Origin of the sequence: Rhodococcus sp. H29-C3 (assembly GCF_030063405.1) — a bacterium.
Taxonomy (GTDB): Bacteria; Actinomycetota; Actinomycetes; order Mycobacteriales; family Mycobacteriaceae; genus Rhodococcoides.
The window spans coordinates 647,713-663,403 of record NZ_JASITC010000001.1 but is presented as its reverse complement, the minus strand read 5'-3'; the positions used below and the strand labels follow the sequence as shown (position 1 = coordinate 663,403).

Annotated in this window: 15 protein-coding genes, 1 pseudogene and 1 riboswitch; of the genes and pseudogenes, 15 read left to right on the top strand and 1 reads right to left on the bottom strand. The window is 63.7% G+C overall.

The window, feature by feature from the left end:
- Positions 1-2 precede the first annotated feature (2 nt).
- The 11 genes and pseudogenes from QMK32_RS03280 (at position 3) to QMK32_RS03230 (ending at position 12,093) form a co-directional block, all read left to right on the top strand.
- Positions 3-425, top strand: coding sequence for a Zn-ribbon domain-containing OB-fold protein (locus QMK32_RS03280; protein ID WP_283472950.1), 423 nt, complete (start codon positions 3-5; stop codon positions 423-425).
- A 15-nt stretch (positions 426-440) separates the two neighbouring features.
- Positions 441-1,241 (top strand): mycofactocin-coupled SDR family oxidoreductase, encoded by an 801-nt coding sequence (locus QMK32_RS03275; RefSeq protein WP_283472949.1) that lies wholly within the window; start codon positions 441-443, stop codon positions 1,239-1,241.
- Positions 1,238-1,953: pseudogene (locus QMK32_RS03270) on the top strand (SDR family NAD(P)-dependent oxidoreductase). The gene QMK32_RS03275 and the pseudogene QMK32_RS03270 overlap by 4 nt, the downstream one beginning before the upstream one ends.
- 60 nt (positions 1,954-2,013) lie before the next feature.
- Complete coding sequence (locus QMK32_RS03265) at positions 2,014-3,630, top strand: flavin-containing monooxygenase (RefSeq protein ID WP_283472948.1); 1,617 nt, start codon at positions 2,014-2,016, stop codon at positions 3,628-3,630.
- Between the two features lie 279 nt (positions 3,631-3,909).
- Positions 3,910-4,761, top strand: a complete 852-nt coding sequence (locus QMK32_RS03260) for an IclR family transcriptional regulator (RefSeq protein ID WP_283472947.1) — start codon at positions 3,910-3,912, stop codon at positions 4,759-4,761.
- 45 nt (positions 4,762-4,806) lie between these two features.
- Positions 4,807-6,108 carry a GAF domain-containing protein gene (locus tag QMK32_RS03255; RefSeq protein ID WP_283472946.1) on the top strand — a complete coding sequence of 434 codons (1,302 nt, stop codon included), beginning with the start codon at positions 4,807-4,809 and terminating at the stop codon, positions 6,106-6,108.
- Positions 6,109-6,152: 44 nt separating this feature from the next.
- Positions 6,153-6,298, top strand: a riboswitch (cobalamin riboswitch).
- A gap of 100 nt (positions 6,299-6,398) precedes the next feature.
- Entirely contained in the window at positions 6,399-7,394 is a 996-nt protein-coding gene (locus QMK32_RS03250) for an ABC transporter substrate-binding protein (RefSeq protein ID WP_283472945.1), read from the top strand.
- Entirely contained in the window at positions 7,394-8,482 is a 1,089-nt protein-coding gene (locus QMK32_RS03245; RefSeq protein WP_283472944.1) for a FecCD family ABC transporter permease, read from the top strand. Before QMK32_RS03250 ends, QMK32_RS03245 begins: the two co-directional genes overlap by 1 nt.
- Positions 8,479-9,246, top strand: coding sequence for an ABC transporter ATP-binding protein (locus QMK32_RS03240; RefSeq protein ID WP_283472943.1), 768 nt, complete (start codon positions 8,479-8,481; stop codon positions 9,244-9,246). Before QMK32_RS03245 ends, QMK32_RS03240 begins: the two co-directional genes overlap by 4 nt.
- Entirely contained in the window at positions 9,243-9,935 is a 693-nt protein-coding gene (locus tag QMK32_RS03235; protein WP_283472942.1) for a (2Fe-2S)-binding protein, read from the top strand. Before QMK32_RS03240 ends, QMK32_RS03235 begins: the two co-directional genes overlap by 4 nt.
- Before the next feature lie 70 nt (positions 9,936-10,005).
- Complete coding sequence (locus tag QMK32_RS03230) at positions 10,006-12,093, top strand: FUSC family protein (protein ID WP_283472941.1); 2,088 nt, start codon at positions 10,006-10,008, stop codon at positions 12,091-12,093.
- A gap of 126 nt (positions 12,094-12,219) precedes the next feature.
- Here the strand turns inward: QMK32_RS03230 and QMK32_RS03225 are convergent, their stop codons facing one another.
- Positions 12,220-12,654, bottom strand: coding sequence for a hypothetical protein (locus tag QMK32_RS03225; protein WP_283472940.1), 435 nt, complete (start codon positions 12,652-12,654; stop codon positions 12,220-12,222).
- An 83-nt stretch (positions 12,655-12,737) separates the two neighbouring features.
- On the opposite strand from QMK32_RS03225, the gene QMK32_RS03220 reads away from it, so the two are divergent.
- The 4 genes from QMK32_RS03220 (at position 12,738) to QMK32_RS03205 (ending at position 15,671) form a co-directional block, all read left to right on the top strand.
- Entirely contained in the window at positions 12,738-13,091 is a 354-nt protein-coding gene (locus QMK32_RS03220; protein WP_283472939.1) for a cupredoxin domain-containing protein, read from the top strand.
- Between the two features lie 54 nt (positions 13,092-13,145).
- Positions 13,146-13,559: a DUF2752 domain-containing protein gene (locus QMK32_RS03215; RefSeq protein ID WP_283472938.1), complete on the top strand. Its 414-nt coding sequence runs from the start codon at positions 13,146-13,148 to the stop codon at positions 13,557-13,559.
- 217 nt (positions 13,560-13,776) lie between these two features.
- On the top strand, positions 13,777-14,439 hold the full coding sequence (locus QMK32_RS03210) for a GntR family transcriptional regulator (RefSeq protein WP_283472937.1): 663 nt from the start codon (positions 13,777-13,779) through the stop codon (positions 14,437-14,439).
- Complete coding sequence (locus QMK32_RS03205) at positions 14,436-15,671, top strand: MFS transporter (RefSeq protein WP_283472936.1); 1,236 nt, start codon at positions 14,436-14,438, stop codon at positions 15,669-15,671. The genes QMK32_RS03210 and QMK32_RS03205 overlap by 4 nt, the downstream gene beginning before the upstream one ends.
- The last annotated feature ends 20 nt before the right edge of the window (positions 15,672-15,691 follow it).

Below are 15,691 nucleotides of genomic sequence, written 5' to 3'. Positions count from 1 at the left end.
GTATGAGCACCGCAGACAAGCCGTTTCCCGAGCCCACCCCGGTCACCAAGCCGTTCTGGGACAGCCTCCGCGAGCATCGGATCGAGATCCAGTACTCACCGTCCTCGGACGAGTACGTGTTCTACCCGCGAGTGCTGGCGCCGCGCACGCTTGCCGACGACCTCGAGTGGCGCGAAATCACCGGGCTGGGGACGCTGTACACCTACACCGTGGCCGATCGCCCCACCGCGCCGCCGTGGGCGGACTCGCTCCCGCAGATCCTGGCCGTCGTCCAGTGGGACGTCGGCCCGCGGCTGAGTACGGAGATGGTCGAGGTCGATCCCGCGGACCTGGAAATCGGCATGCGTGTCGAGCCGGTGTTCTGTGATTATCCCGACCGCGACATCACGCTCCTGCGTTACCGCCCTGTCGCCAACCGAGACTGACGAGAGGAATCACAGATGTCACGGATGGCAGGCAAGGTCGCGTTGATCACCGGCGCAGGCGGAGGAATGGGCCGTATGCACGCGGTGCGGTTGGCCCAGGAGGGCGCGGACATCATCGCGCTCGATCTCGTCGAGGCAGGCCTTGCCGAGACCGCGGCGCTCGTTCGGGCCGAGGGCCGTCGAATCGTCACCGGTGTTGCGGACGTGCGAGACCTGGCGGCGACGAAGGATGCAGTCGCACTCGGCGTGGCCGAGCTCGGCAGGTTGGACACGGTGGTCGCCAATGCCGGAGTGACCGAGAACGTCGGCCCGTCGTGGACGATCGACGAGGCCCTGTGGGAGCGGTCGATGGCCGTCAACCTCACTGGGGTCTGGCACACCGTGCTGGCGGGTGTCGCGGCGTTGGAGGTCGCCGGCGGTTCGGTGATCATCATCAGCTCGACGGCCGGCATCAGCGCGGCTCCCGGCGCCTCGCACTACAGCGCAGCCAAACATGCGGTGGTCGGACTGGCCAGGACGCTGGCCAACGAGCTCGGCCCACAGTCGATTCGCGTCAATACCGTCCATCCAGGCGCGGTGGACACGGCGATGACACTCAACCCGGCCACGTTCGCCCGGCTGCGCCCGGACCTTGCGGATCCAACTGCCGAGGACGTCGTCGATGTGCTCGCCGCGCGGCACCTGTTGCCGGTGCCGTGGGTGGAGTCGGTGGATGTGAGCAACGCGGTGGTGTTCTTGGCCTCGGACGAGGCGCGGTACATCACCGGCACGCAACTGGTGGTCGACGCCGGACTTACACAGAAAGCGATGTCATGAGTGGGCGATTGGCGGGCAAGACGGCATTGATCACCGGCGGAGCCCGGGGGATCGGACGGGCGCAGGCGGTGCGATTCGCTCAGGAGGGTGCCGACCTGATCGTGGTGGACTGCTGCACCGCGGTAACGCACTCGACGACCCCTGTCGCGAGCAGCGAGGACCTGGCGGAGACTGTCCGACAGGTCGAACTGCTCGGGCGACGGATTGTCGCCATCGAGGCCGATGTCCGCGAGCAGAGCGCGCTCGATGCGGCGTTGGCCCGCGGCGTCGGCGCACTCGGTCGGCTCGACATCGTCTGCGCCGGCGCAGGCATCAGTTCCACCGGCAAGACCATGGAGCTCTCGGCTCAGGTCTGGCAGACGATGCTGATGTGAACCTCACGGGGATGTGGAAGACCTGCAAGGCCGCTGTTCCACACCTGATCGAGGGCGGGCGCGGTGGTTCGCTCGTCCTGGTCAGCTCCACGGCCGGTGTCCGGGGTCTGAACGGGATGGGCCACGTCGCTGCGGCCGAGCACGGGCTGGTCGGGCTGATGCGGTCGCTGGCAAAAGAGCTCGAGCCGCACAACATCCGAATCAACATCGTGAACCCTTCCATGAGCACGGACGGAAGGGCGAGCCAGGACATCGCCGACGTGAGCCTGTTCCTGGCCTCCGACGAGGCCCGCTCCATCACCGGGATCACGATGCCTCTCGACATGGCCTACGCGTGAGAGCCCGGTGACCAGCGTGCCTGTCGAACCAACACACTCTCCAGAAAGAAGGAATCGATCATGACGCGAACCAATGTGGACGTGGTGGTTGTCGGAGCAGGCTTGGCCGGCCTGTACGCGATGCACAAGTTCCGCGGGCAGGGACTCGACGTCCAGGGCTTCGAAGCAGCTTCCGACGTCGGTGGCACGTGGTACTTCAACCGCTACCCGGGTGCTCGCTGCGACGTGGAAAGCGTCGACTACTCGTATTCCTTCGACGATGAACTGCAGCAGGAGTGGGACTGGTCCGAGCGCTATGCCACGCAGCCAGAAATCTTGGCATACCTCGAACACGTCGCGGACCGATTCGACCTGCGTAGCGGCTTCGAGTTCGACACCCGAGTGGTGTCCGCGACGTTCGACGAACAGGCCGCACGGTGGAACATCGTCACCGACAAGGGTGAGAAGGTGACGGCGAGATTCTGTGTGTTGGCCACCGGCGCGCTGTCCACGACGAACCTGCCGAACATCCCGGGCCGCGACAGCTTCGGCGGCGAGGTCCTGCATACCGGCGACTGGCCGCGCACCGGTGTCGATTTCGCCGGAAAGCGGGTCGGTGTCATCGGCACCGGATCCTCGGGCATCCAGTCCATCCCGTTGATCGCCGAGCAGGCAGCGACGCTGCACGTCTTCCAGCGCACCCCGAACTTCTCCGTGCCCGCGAGCAACCGTCCGCTGGACGAAGAGACTCGCCGTGAGCAGAAAGCGACCTACGCCGAGCGCCGACGCAAGAGTTGGGCCAGCGGTGGTGGTTCCCCCTTCGTCTCGAATCCGAAGAGTGCGCTCGAGGTCCCGGCGGATGAGCGGGAAGCGGAGTTCGAGCAGTACTGGGAGCTCGGTGGGGTGTTGTTCGCCAAGACTTTCGCGGACCAGATGAGCGACATCGAGGCCAACAACCTGGCCCGAGGCTTCGCCGAGCGCAAGATTCGCGCCGTCATCGAAGATCAGGCTGTCGCCGACGCACTGATCCCGACGGACCACCCGATCGGGTCCAAGCGAATCGTCACCGACTCCGGCTACTTCGCGACGTACAACCGCGACAACGTCACGTTGGTGAACCTCCGCGAGGCGCCGATCATCGCCATCGACGAGACGGGCATCGCGACTGCAGGCGCGCGCTACGACCTGGACATGATCGTGTTCGCCACGGGCTTCGACGCGATCACCGGTTCACTGGACCGCATCGACATCCGTGGACGCGACGGGGTACTGCTGCGTGAGAAATGGGCGGCAGGACCGCAGACACTGCATGGCATCGCCGCGGCCGGCTTCCCCAACCTGTTCCTGATCACCGGCCCCGGCAGCCCCGGTGTGCTGGCAAACATGGTGCTGGGCTCCGAGCAGCACGTGAACTGGATCGCCGACGCGATCGCGTACGTCGATAGTAACGATTACGCGATCGTCGAGGCAGGCGAGCAAGCTGCTGCGGACTGGATGGCGGAGTGTGCCGCCGTCGCCGCGAAGACGTTGTTCCCTCAGGCCAACTCCTGGTACATGGGTGCCAATATCGAGGGTAAGCCGCGCGTCTTCATGATGTATGCGGGTGGTTTCGGCAACTACGGCAAGAAGATCGCGGAGGCCGCAGCAGCGGGGTACAAGGGGTTCGAACTCACCGCGCTCGCTGCCAGTCAGGAGTGACGTTACGGCGGGTCCGCGCCGGCGACGCGGACCCGCTTGACGGTGATCTGAATCTCTCTTACTCTTTGACACGTATGAGATACCAAGTATCACTCAGTGATTCATCTCGACGGGTCGAGTCGGTTTGCAGACCGAAGGTGGTGCCCCCGGACCTCTTCTTTCGTTTGCCGGTGACTCTTCCCAAGCGGAGTTTTCCATGTCCCTCTGGGTACACTCGGACATCCCGACCGAGACACTCAAAGCTGCTGAGTCGACTCGAAACTGATCTGGGGGAATGTCATGACCATCGTTGACTCGAACGACACAATGTTCGCGGGCCGGGCAATCGCCGCGCAGTCCAAGGCAGACCTGCCGCCGTCGATGGTCGAACGGATGACACTGATTCTCGACGCATTCGGGGGTAAAGCAGCCCGGCTGACCCTCGAAGAGATTTCGGTCTGCACTCAGCTCCCGAGGTCCACCGTTCACCGCATTCTCGATCAACTCGTAAGGCTCGACTGGGTGGATCACGCTTCGGTCGGATATGGACTCGGTGCACGTGCGCTCGGGCTCGGGGGCGGTGACGGCGGACGCAGCCAGATTCGTGAGGTTGCTGCGCCGATTCTGCACGAGCTGCACATGCAGACCGGGATGGTCGTTCATCTATCTGTTCTCGACGGATCCAAAAGCGTCTGCCTCGACAAGGTCGGTGGACGGTTCGCTGCCGCACTGCCGTCCCGCGTCGGTGGCCGGGCCGCGTCACACGCGACGGCCGGCGGGAAGGCGATGTTGGCGTGGCTGGATCCCGAGCATGTAGACACCTTGTTCGGCGCGACCCTTCCTCGCTTCACCGACAAGACCATCACCGAGCGGACGGTCCTACATCTGGAGTTGAACCGCATTCGTCAGCGCCAGGGGCTGGCGTTCGGTCTCGAAGAGGCGGTCCGTGGGATCTCATGCGTGGGGTCGGCGATTCGTGGTTACGAAGGCCCGGCCGGTGGTATCGCGCTGTGTGGAGAGACGCGGAATGCGCAACTCGAGCGAGTGGCACCTTTGGTCGTGGACGCCGCTCGTGAGGTGTCACGCGCTCTGTTCCCCAAACGCGGAGCGCCCCGCAGTGCCCGCAAGGCGCTGTCGACGCGAGCGAACTGACCCCACCTCTGCATCGCTATGTGAGCTGGCGCACAATTGTCGGCAATGACTCAGTCGACAGGTCCCGAGCCTGCGCTGGCGGCAGGCGAGGATCCGCGCCGCTACGCGCAGATACTGACGGCCGTCTACGACGCGACGATGGCGGGCGGTAGGGGGCCAGCCCGGCCACGCGAGGTGATCGGTGATTCGTGGCGGCGGTTGCAGACCCTCGGTATCGATCCCGAACAAAAATCCATCTCACCCTCACTTGTAGACGTTTCCGATCTCGAGCTGAGCCGTCGTGATTCGGGTCTGTTCGACGTCCTCGACGATCTGGCTCGAGGGCTGGAATCGGTCGTTCAGGACGGAAACAACATTCTCGTTGTGGCCGACCGTCACGGGCGGGTGTTGTGGCGCAGTGGATCTACGGCAGTGCTCGATCGCGCCGACGGACTCGGATTCGTCGAGGGTGCCAGCTGGGCCGAGGACTCGGTCGGTACCAATGCGATCGGGACTGCGTTGGTTTCGCGCCGAGCAGTGCAGATTTTTTCGGCGGAACACTATGTGCGAAGCCATCATCCATGGACGTGTGCGGGTGCGCCGATCAAGGACCCGCGGACCGGTCAGGTGATCGGTGCGGTCGATGTCAGTGGGCCTGCGAGTAGCGTGCATCCGACCACACTCGCGCTCGTGGATGCCATTGCCCGTCTTGCTGAATCCCAACTGCGCGAGCATCATCGGCAGAATTTGGATCTGCTGCGCTCTGTCGCGGCCCCCATGCTCGCCCGGTTGCATTCCCCCGCACTGGCGGTCGACGCCAACGGGTGGGTAGCGGCGACCTCGTCCGTCGCGTTGCGCACTCGAGTTCTGCTGCCCGAGGATCTGGCCACGGGACGATTCTGGATGCCGACGCTCGGTGTGTGTGAAGTCGAGCCGTTGCCCGGTGGTTGGCTCGTCCGGCCGACAGGGGTGGCGGAGAGCGCATCGGTGTCCGAGACGGCCGGTGCCACTACGATCTGCATCGATCTACGCCATCCGCAGCACACTCGGCTAGAGATCCGCAGCGAGGTCGGGGAGTGGATACACGAGCCGACGCCGCGTCACGCAGAGATCCTCTACCTGCTGGCAGTCCATCGGGAGGGGCGGACCGCGGCACAGATGGCGGCGGATCTGTTCGGAGACGGCGGAAGGGCGATCACCGTCAGGGCCGAAATGTCGCGTCTGCGCAAGCAGCTGTCCGGTGTGGTCATGACGCAGCCCTACCGGTTCGACGCGTCGGCGACCCTCGAAATTTTGATGCCCGAGGACATCAGCAGACTGCTGCCGCATTCTTCGGCACCTGCGGTTCGGGCGCGACGTATCCGCTGACTACATGTGTGGGTATCGGTGGGCGCGCTCGACCGCTGCCGAAACCTCTCGTGCATACTGCTGGACGAAGCACTTAGCAAGCCAGTCGTAGGGGGAAGCCGGTCGAAATCCGGCGCTGACCCGCAACGGTGGGCTGTCTCCTCTCGTGGAGATGGCAAGTCCGATTACCCAGCGGCTGTGTGTGCGACACCTATTCGTCGTGGTCTACGAATCGGCAGTCCTGCGCGTGGTTGATTGTTGCTGCGCGTCGACTCTCAATTTCGTGGCTCTGAGCTCCTAGTGAGGTTCATATGTCACCATCTACTCCCTCCATCGTCCGAATTGTCGCGGTCGGTTCCGCGGCAGCGCTGCTCTTCGCGGGCTGTTCGCGTGGCGACTCGATAGACGCCACCTCGGCCGGGGCCGCGTTCGACGAGCCTGTCACCATCTCCAATTGCGACCTCACCCAGCAGTTCGATGCCCCTTCACAACGCATCATTTCCATGAACGATCACGTCACCGAGGTGCTCATCGAGATGGGTGTCGCGGATCGGATCGTCGGGATGGGCTACCAGAACGCCACCCCGACTGCGGAGACGGCAGCTGCATTCGAACGAATCGCCGGCCTCGCCGACGAATACCCGACGAAAGAACAGATCCTCGATCTCGACCCCGACCTCGTCGTGGGAGGCATGCGCAGCGCATTCAACGACAAGGAGGGCCGCTCCCGAGAGTCATTCACCGATGTCGGCGTCGCGACGTTCCTGTTCTCCGAGTATTGCGGATCGGGATTCCCCGACATCGGGATGCTCGAAAACGATTATTCCCAACTCGGTGAGATTCTGGGAGCCGAGGATGCCGCGAAGGACGTCGCCGACGGTGTCGTGGCAGGCCTGGATGCAGTGGGTGAGAAATTGACCGGTGTTGCTCCGACCCCGACGTTATTCTACGACTCCGGTGAAGACGTCCCCATGACCATCGGGGGCGTCGGCGTAGGGCAAATCATCGCAGACTACGCAGGGGCGGAGAACATCTTCCCCGAAGGCGAGCGGCCCTACCTGGACACGACGTGGGAGATCATCGGCGAACGCGCACCACAGGCGATCGTCGTCCTCGACTACGGCGACACCTCCGCACAGGGCAAGATCGACTTCCTGAAAAGTCAACCGATCATGGCGACGACCCCCGCCGTCCAACGCGACAACTTCATCGTCGTACCGCTCGACGACTTCTTCGAGAGCCCACGACTGGTGACGAGCGTGGACACCATCGCACGCGCACTGCATCCGGACCGGTTCCAGGACTGATGACAACCGCCGTCGAAACTCGAACTGCGCCTGTCGGATCCACGTCGAATCGACGTTCACGCTTTCCGCTCGTAGTGGTTCTTGTACTGCTGATCTTCGGTCTTCTGGCTGCGGTCGCAGCGGCAGCATCCTTCGGGTCGGTGCGGATTCCCGTCGGCGACGTCTGGGCGATCGTGATGCACAAGGTGATGCCGGGAGCGTTCGAATCCTGGTGGACCGAGGCCCGCGCAGTGATCGTCCTCGACTCCCGTCTTCCGCGGTCGTTGACTGCCGCGGTCGTCGGTGCCTCCCTTGCGATCGCGGGCGGTGTCGCACAGGCCGTCACACGTAACCCGCTTGCTGATCCGTATCTGCTGGGAGTGTCCTCGGGAGCGGGCTTCGGTGTCGTGGTTGTGATGGCGCTCGGTATCGGAGCGGGTGCGATCGGGGTCTTCACCATTCCAGCGGCGGCCTTCGTCGGGGCGATGATCCCGTTGTTCCTGGCATTGTTGATCGGTGGCAGGTACCCACAGTCGACGGCGATCGTCCTCGTCGGCGTCGCTTTGGGAGCAGTGTTCTCGGCGTTGATCACCTTCACTCTTCTCGTCTTCGCCGACGAACGTACCCTCAGCGGTGTGTTGCATTGGCTTGCAGGAGGATTTGGCGACGCGCGTTGGTCGACGTTGACTTTCCCCACGATCGCGCTCCTGGTGGTCGGCACTGTGCTGTTGCTCAGTGCGCCGCGCATGGACCTGCTCAAAACAGGTGATGACGGCGCCGCTGCTCTGGGATTGAATGTCCAGCGATTCCGTGTACTTCAGCTCCTGGCCGTCTCGATGCTTGCCGGTGCCGCCGTATCCGTCGGTGGCGGAATCGGTTTCGTGGGTTTGCTCGTACCTCATCTCGCGGGATACATCGTCGGTACCCGGGCCATCAGGCTCCTTCCCGTGGCGGCTCTGCTCGGGGCGATCGCGTTGGTAGGGGCAGACACACTCGCCCGATCGGTTTCCAGCAGCACCGAGGTGCCGGTGGGAGTGGTCACCGCGCTGGTAGGCGCACCGATCTTCGTCTTCATGCTCTCTCGCCAATACGGAAGGGCCGAGCGATGACTCTGTCGATACACGAGGTCACTGCCCGGCTCGGATCGCGAGAAGTGTTGCACGGCATCAATTTCAGTGTCCGACCCGGGGAAATTTTGGGACTCGTCGGACCCAACGGATCAGGTAAGACCACGGCGCTGCGCTGCTGCTACCGAGCGTTGACACCAGCATCCGGGTCCGTCCTCGTCGACAATATCGACGCACGGTCGATGAAGCGCGCGGAACTCGCGCGGACCGTCGGCGTCGCATCGCAGGAACCCGAGGCATCCGTGGGGCTGACCGTCCGAGAATCGGTCGCGCTCGGGAGGGTGCCGCACCGCGGCTGGTTCTCTCCCCCGACCGCATCCGACGACGAGGTAGTGACATCCTGCCTGCTCCGGTTGGAACTGTTCGGTCTGGCCGACCGTGACGTCGGGGCATTGTCCGGCGGTGAGAGGCAACGCGTCTCCATTGCCCGCGCGCTGGCTCAACAACCGCGAATTCTGCTGCTCGACGAGCCGACCAACCACCTCGATCTGCGCCACCAACTGATCGTCATGAGCGCCATTGCCGACCTTGCTGCCGACGGGCTCGCTATCGTCATCACCGTGCACGATCTGCGTCTGGCCGTCGAGTACTGCTCCTCGCTGGCGGTTCTCGACGGTGGATCCGTCGTCGCTTCGGGCCCGACTGTGGAGGTTCTGACCGACTCTCTGCTGGCGGAGGTATTCGGCATTCGGGCGACGGTGCGTACCCACCCGAGGCCCGTCATCGACGTTCACGGGCTGGCATGAGCGTCTATGCGCGTGCCGCGGCGCGAGTACCGGGCCTCGGTGAATACCTCGAAGGCCCGTTCGATCTTCCTGCGTCGGTGATGCTCGACGCCGACTGGATACGGGCTCGCGTCGTCGACACCGGAGTGCGGTGGAACTGCGTCGACGATCGGGTCAACGGCACCCTGTGGTGGTATTCGGCCAGCTCGACGCTAGCTTTCGTTGCTGTCGCCACCGCGATGGTGACCGGTGAGGTCGCGGATCCAACGCTCGACACCGCACGCTGCTTCCTGCGGCCCAACGGCTATCTGGGTGGGGTGAGCACCGAGCTGACCATCTCGACCGAGCAACTGGCACCCGGACTGGACGCAACATTCGGGGGCATCATCGACGTACTCGCCGAGGCCTCGGGAGCCCGTCGACAGGCTTTGTGGGCAATCGCGACGGACTCCATCGCCAACCGCAGCCTCGACGTGGGGGCCGCGCTCGGCGACAGGACCGTCGGCAGTCGCTTCGCCGCGTCGCTGATCGCGAATATGCAGGCAACGATGCCGTCCCCGAGATTTGTCGACGTCGGGGGCCGCCGGTTCACCCAACGCTGCTCGTGTTGCCTTCTATACGAGACCTCAGGAGCCGACAAGTGCACCAGCTGCCCTCGGCGAACGCCTGCGGATCGTCGGCGTGGACTCGAACGAGCCGCCCGCTACTAGAGCTCGAGCGATAGGACCACACTGTCCACCGATGATGCGGACAATGTAGGCGGGGCCGCATAATCGGTGGATGGCAGTTCGGTTCTTGCACGAGACGTCGCGTTTTCTTGCCGTATCCGACCCCGGCAGGCTTCGACTGCGCAGTGCAACGGCAACGACGCTGACCTTGGTTCTCGCCATTGCATTTCTTCTACCGGCGTCGAATCTGATCGGTCAACCGATCACAGTCGCGCTGTTGGGCTCCGTCGTTGCGATGCAGTCGGCTGCGGCGGTGAAGGACAAGGACCAGCGCAGCCGCGTCATCACCACCCTGCTGCTGTTCTTCCCAGCCGCCGCTGCAGTCTCGTTCTCGGCGGTCCTGTCGCAGTTCGGCCCGGTCGCCGATGTCGGATTCATCATCGTGCTCTTCACCGCCGTTTGGGTCAGGCGGTACGGCCCACGTGGAACTGCCCTGGGCATGGTGGCCTTCATCTGCTATTTCTTTGCCCTCTTTCTGCGTGCGCAGCCAAGCCAGATTCCAATTTTCTTGGTATCGATCGCGTGCGGTGTCGCGATATCGCTGCTCGTTCGGACGGTGATCCTCCCGGAGCGGCCAGGGGTCGAACTGAGAAGACTTGTGCGGGCGCTTCGGGCTGCGTCGATCGATGTGCTCGAGGTCGCGTCGAACCGGAGCGAGCGTGATCTCGTGACATTGCGCAAGAAGCTGGACCGGCTCGGCCGCACCGCCCTGATGATCGACGACTGGCTCGACCGCAACAACGCGGCCCAACTTTTCAGCGTCACCAGCGACGACCTCTCACTACGAATCTTCGATGCGCAGATCGCTACCGAACAGTTGGTGAGTGCACTATGGGCGCTCGATCCGAACGAGCCATGGCCGGAACCGCTCGGTGAGGCTACGACCGCCCTCGGTTCGAGCCTGCAGAACAACCCATCGGAAGATCAACTGCGTGCGGCGCGACGTCTCGCTACGGCGGCGGCCGACAAGGCAGACCCGTCGACCCAGGCGGGAATCGCTACGGCGGTTGCTATGCGCGCAGTGCAGGCCCACATTGCAATCCACCACATCACCATCAATGCGTTGCGCAAGGATCCGGAATCCCCAGTGGAGAAGAACGACGACGTCGCCGACCCCATTCCGGACGGCGATGAATCCGCTGGTCTGAATCCGAGCACGAAGGCCGCCATTCAGGTTGCTGTAGCCACCAGTGCTGCAACGATTCTCGGAGAACTTATCTCGCCCGATCGCTGGTACTGGGCAGTCCTGACAGCGTTCCTGGTGTTCACGGGAGCATCGACGCGCGGTGAGATCCTCTCCCGTGCCAGCCATCGGGTCGTCGGAACCATCGCCGGAGTTTTTGCGGGAGTGGTGTTGTCTGCCCTCGTCGGACCTGACCGACCACTCCAACTCGTACTACTGGTCGTATGCGTGTTCTGTGCGTTCTACCTCGTCACCGTTGCCTACGCGCTGCTCGCCTTCTTCATCACGGTGATGCTTGCGATGTTGTACGGCCTTCTCGGAACCTTCAGCCTCGAGGTGCTCGAATTACGAATCTACGAAACCGCCGCGGGAGGGCTGGTCGGCATCGCGTCGGCGTATTTCGTCTTCTCCACCGGAACACGATCGACGCTGGTGAAGAAGGTCGAGAATTACCTTGACCGGATGTCGACGATCATCGACTCGAGTATCGAGTCCGTCGTCGAGCCCGGAAGTGCGACGAACCTCGTCGCCGACGTACGCAAGCTCGACAACGCGTTGAAAGAGCTCATGACGGCGGGCAAACCGCTGGAGCTGGGCCCGACTACCCGCACTCGCAGGGGCGCCAAGCGGTTGCTGCGGATCATGGCGGTCAGCAACCGATCCGGACATGCACTCGCCAGAGCCGGAGTCGGCGCAGCACGCGCCGAACCGGAATCGAGACCGTCGGAGGCAACGACGTTGGCGATCCGAGAGGCCGCGGAAGTCACGAAATCTACGATCGGCGACGTCAAACGAGCTCTCACGGGTGAACACGTCGAGCCGCCGGAGAAACTTACCGAGACTTCCGCCCGCGACGTCCTGCTCGAGTCCAAGACCACCTCGGGATCCGTGCGTAGCGTGGTCCGCGCGCTGGATACCTTGAATCGCACGATGGGGGAGGCTCTCAGCCGCGACTGACGGTGGACGCCCATGATGCGCTCGACGAGTGGACAACCCCTATTGGGTCTGCGGTCTTCGCGATTCCGCCGGGGGTCGAGGAAGGCGGCTATCTGGGCGAGCAGGTGTTCCGATAGCTCCGAGAAGTCAGGGAACCCACCAGTGGCCGTTGCCGCGGACGATCGTCCAGCCGCCCGGGATATCGGTCCACGCCGAGACGTCACCGGATCCGGTGCGGATGGGCCCGGTGTCCAGCGGTCCGGGGAATGCGACGCCACCGACCTGGGTGGTGTTGTTGAACCAGTTGATGGCGCAATTACACCAGTTGTTGAGTGAGAAGTCGGTCAAGCCGGGGAGCACAGGGTCGACTCGGACGAAGATCGGTTGGTTGACGAACACCTGATCGAGCCGCCATTCGAGCACTCCGGCGGGATCGAAGCCGACGGTTGGGCTGATCTCCCCAGCAGGCACGAAGCGTGCAGGCGCTGCTTGGGCGGTAGCCGACCCCATCAGCGAGGCGACGAGGACGAACAGAAGGGAGAACAGGGCAGCTGCGCTGCTGCGACCGTGTCGCTCGGTCATGGGTGGTGCCTCTCGCAGGGGTGAACTTCCGCGATGATGTTACCCGAGCTCAGGACCACCCGACTGCCGGTAGCCTCGGTGTAGTGAAAACTTCGAGGGCTCTATCAGGGTGTATCGCATCGGCATTCGTCCTCGCATCTCTTATCGGCTGTTCTTCGCCGGAACCCGAACAAGCTCCGGCGCCGGTGGCGAACCAGGTGACGGTGAAAAACCGCACCTACACGCCCGCGAGCATCACCGTCGACGTCGGCGACACGGTGACCTGGGTGTTCGACGACGGCGGCATGACGCACGACGTCGTCGCCGATGACAAGTCCTTCCGCAGCCCGCTGATGACCTCGAACACGTTCACCCACACATTCACCGAGCCGGGAACGTACACGTATCACTGCACTCCGCACCCGGACATGATGGGAACCGTTCTCGTTCAGGGCTGAGTTGTAGTAGCTGGTCGGATGTCCTGGGCTCGCATCACCGATATCGTGGAACAGGTGATCTCACTCGACCTGCGTAGGGGGACAGGAGCACCGCTGGCTGTCGGAGCTCTCGCCGTCGCGGCAGGGGCATTGTTCTACGTACGGGATCCCCGGACGTCGACGTATCTTCCTTGCCCGATCCATGCCGTCACCGGGTTGTGGTGTCCAGGGTGTGGCACGACGCGGGCCCTCGGTGACCTGGTACGCGGTGATCTACAGTCCGCGCTGGCCACGAACGCTCTGGCCGTCGTACTCGTCGCCGTGGGGGTTGTGGTGTGGGGAGTGTGGCTGCGCGCCCGTGCACGCGGCAGGGCCTTCGGGAGTATGCGTCCTCCGACGTGGCTGTTCGTTGCGAGTGTCGCCGTCGTGGTGGCGTTCACGATTCTGCGCAACATCCCAGCCGGCAGTTGGCTCGCGCCGGCGTCTTAGTTCAGGTGTCGTCCCACTCTCGACTTTTCCGAAGGAGTAAGCGCATGTGGCTCGAAGTGTTCTCGGTCGTGGTTCTCATAGGGGCACTGGTGGTGCTCATTCCGACTGCTCGGCGCGTGTTCAAGAAGGGTGAGGACGAATGAGCGATTCGGGGTAGGGGCATGCGAGACGAAGCCCCAGATGGGTTCGGGAAGCGTCGGCATCTAGTATCTATGTTGTGTCTATCCATGGATCGAACCCGACATCGGCATCGGAGCAGGCTTACCTGACTGTCAAGGAACTCATCGTCACCGGTGAACTTCCCGGCGGTGAGCTGGTCAGCGAAGGTGACATCGCCGGACGCATGGACGTGAGCCGGACTCCGGTTCGCGAGGCGTTCCTCCGACTTCAGGTCGAAGGATGGATGCGGCTCTATCCCAAGCGAGGGGCACTCGTCGTGCCGATCGCGCCCGGCGAGGCCGAACATATCGTCTCAGCGCGCTGGATCGTCGAGACTGCCAGCGTTCGCACTATCGTCCGTGATGAACGGGCCCGAACCGAACTTCTCGCTGATCTCCGCAGCAACCTCGAGCGCCAACGTAGCCTCGTCGAGACGGGCACGGCAGCCGAATTCAGTGCTGCCGACGCAGACTTTCACCGGCTGATAGTGCATGCAGGCGGAAACCCCCTTCTCGACGAGTTCTACACAGGTCTTCGCGAGCGTCAGCGACGGATGACGGCGCATTCGCTCATCCGCGATCCCGGGCAGATCTCGCGGATCGTCGACGATCACGCCGAGCTCACCGACTTGATCGAAGCAGGCGACGTCGACGGTTTCGCTGATGCGGTCGAGCAACACATGAACCGGGTGCATGGATTGACCGAGGGTGGTCGGCAATGACCGCACTCTCGACCGGGTCGAACGTCACCAAGGTCGGTACTGCTCGCTGGCTACTCGTCGCAGCAGGCATGTTCGCCGTCGCATGGGGCGGAAACGAATTCACCCCACTTCTGGTGATGTACCGGCTCGAGCACGGCTTCTCCGCCGTCACGGTCGATATGTTCCTGTTCGCGTATGTCATCGGGATAGTGCCCGCGCTGCTCATCTGTGGGCCGCTGTCCGATCGGCTGGGTCGACGGCCGGTGATGTTGCCCGCGACGGCCGTGGCTGCTGCCGGATCGATTCTCATCTCGTTCGGCGCCGACAACGCAGGCGTGCTGTTCAGCGGCCGGGTTCTCAGCGGAGTCGCTCTCGGTATCGGGATGGCCGTCGGCGGCAGTTGGGTGAAAGAGCTGACCGCCCTAGACTCTTCGGCCGCAGCCGGCGCGGGAGCACGTCGCGCGGCGATGAGTTTGACTGCAGGTTTCGCGCTCGGTGCAGGCGTCGCCGGCATCTTGGCACAGTGGGCGCCGTGGCCGACGCATCTCGCGTACCTCGTTCATGTAGGCATCTGTGTCCTCGCAGGGATCGGCATGGCGTCGGTACCGGAGACGCGGGCTGCCGTGCCGCCGGTGGATCGTGAACCGCTTCGCAAAGATCTGTTGATCCCCGCGGCGTCGCACCGAAGATTCCTGTTGGTCGTAGTTCCGTTGGCGCCGTGGGTGTTCGGTGCCGCAAGTGTCGCGTACGCGGTATTGCCGTCGTTGATGGCAGACAACAGTGGGGGTTACCCCATCGCACTATCGGCACTGATGTCGGTGATCGCGCTCGGCTCCGGCTTCGCCATCCAAGCGATCGGGCGCAAGATCGACACTCCGACTCACGCCAGAGGGGCGCTCGTTGCGCTCGCCATTCTGGTCGTCGGGATGTTGCTCGCAGCGTGGGCCGCATCGGTATTGACGATCGCCGCCGCTCTCATCGCGGCGGCAGTGCTCGGTTGCGGTTACGGCATGGCGTTGGTATCCGGATTGCAAGAGGTGCAACGTATCGCCGGCCCCGATGACTTGGCCGGACTGACCGCTGTGTTCTATTCACTCACGTACCTGGGGTTCGCGATACCGGCGATTCTGTCCGCGCTCACCGAGCAGTGGCCGGGGGTCGTGACCTATCCCGCCATCTTCGTCTTCGGTTCGGTTCTCGCTGCGCTCTGCTGGGTGTCCGTTCGCACACGGTCGAGAGCGCACCTTCCCTGAGTCGTGCGCCAGCGCCAGCG

Excerpts from the sequence above, each read along its gene's own strand:
- QMK32_RS03250 (WP_283472945.1), top strand. The coding sequence starts at position 6,399 with ATGTCACCATCTACTCCCTCCATCGTCCGAATTGTCGCGGTCGGTTCC.
- QMK32_RS03240 (WP_283472943.1), top strand. The coding sequence starts at position 8,479 with ATGACTCTGTCGATACACGAGGTCACTGCCCGGCTCGGATCGCGAGAA.
- QMK32_RS03260 (WP_283472947.1), top strand. The coding sequence starts at position 3,910 with ATGACCATCGTTGACTCGAACGACACAATGTTCGCGGGCCGGGCAATC.
- QMK32_RS03230 (WP_283472941.1), top strand. The coding sequence starts at position 10,006 with ATGGCAGTTCGGTTCTTGCACGAGACGTCGCGTTTTCTTGCCGTATCC.
- QMK32_RS03245 (WP_283472944.1), top strand. The coding sequence starts at position 7,394 with ATGACAACCGCCGTCGAAACTCGAACTGCGCCTGTCGGATCCACGTCG.
- QMK32_RS03225 (WP_283472940.1), bottom strand. The coding sequence starts at position 12,654 with ATGACCGAGCGACACGGTCGCAGCAGCGCAGCTGCCCTGTTCTCCCTT.
- QMK32_RS03265 (WP_283472948.1), top strand. The coding sequence starts at position 2,014 with ATGACGCGAACCAATGTGGACGTGGTGGTTGTCGGAGCAGGCTTGGCC.
- QMK32_RS03280 (WP_283472950.1), top strand. The coding sequence starts at position 3 with ATGAGCACCGCAGACAAGCCGTTTCCCGAGCCCACCCCGGTCACCAAG.
- QMK32_RS03255 (WP_283472946.1), top strand. The coding sequence starts at position 4,807 with ATGACTCAGTCGACAGGTCCCGAGCCTGCGCTGGCGGCAGGCGAGGAT.
- QMK32_RS03205 (WP_283472936.1), top strand. The coding sequence starts at position 14,436 with ATGACCGCACTCTCGACCGGGTCGAACGTCACCAAGGTCGGTACTGCT.
- QMK32_RS03235 (WP_283472942.1), top strand. The coding sequence starts at position 9,243 with ATGAGCGTCTATGCGCGTGCCGCGGCGCGAGTACCGGGCCTCGGTGAA.
- QMK32_RS03275 (WP_283472949.1), top strand. The coding sequence starts at position 441 with ATGTCACGGATGGCAGGCAAGGTCGCGTTGATCACCGGCGCAGGCGGA.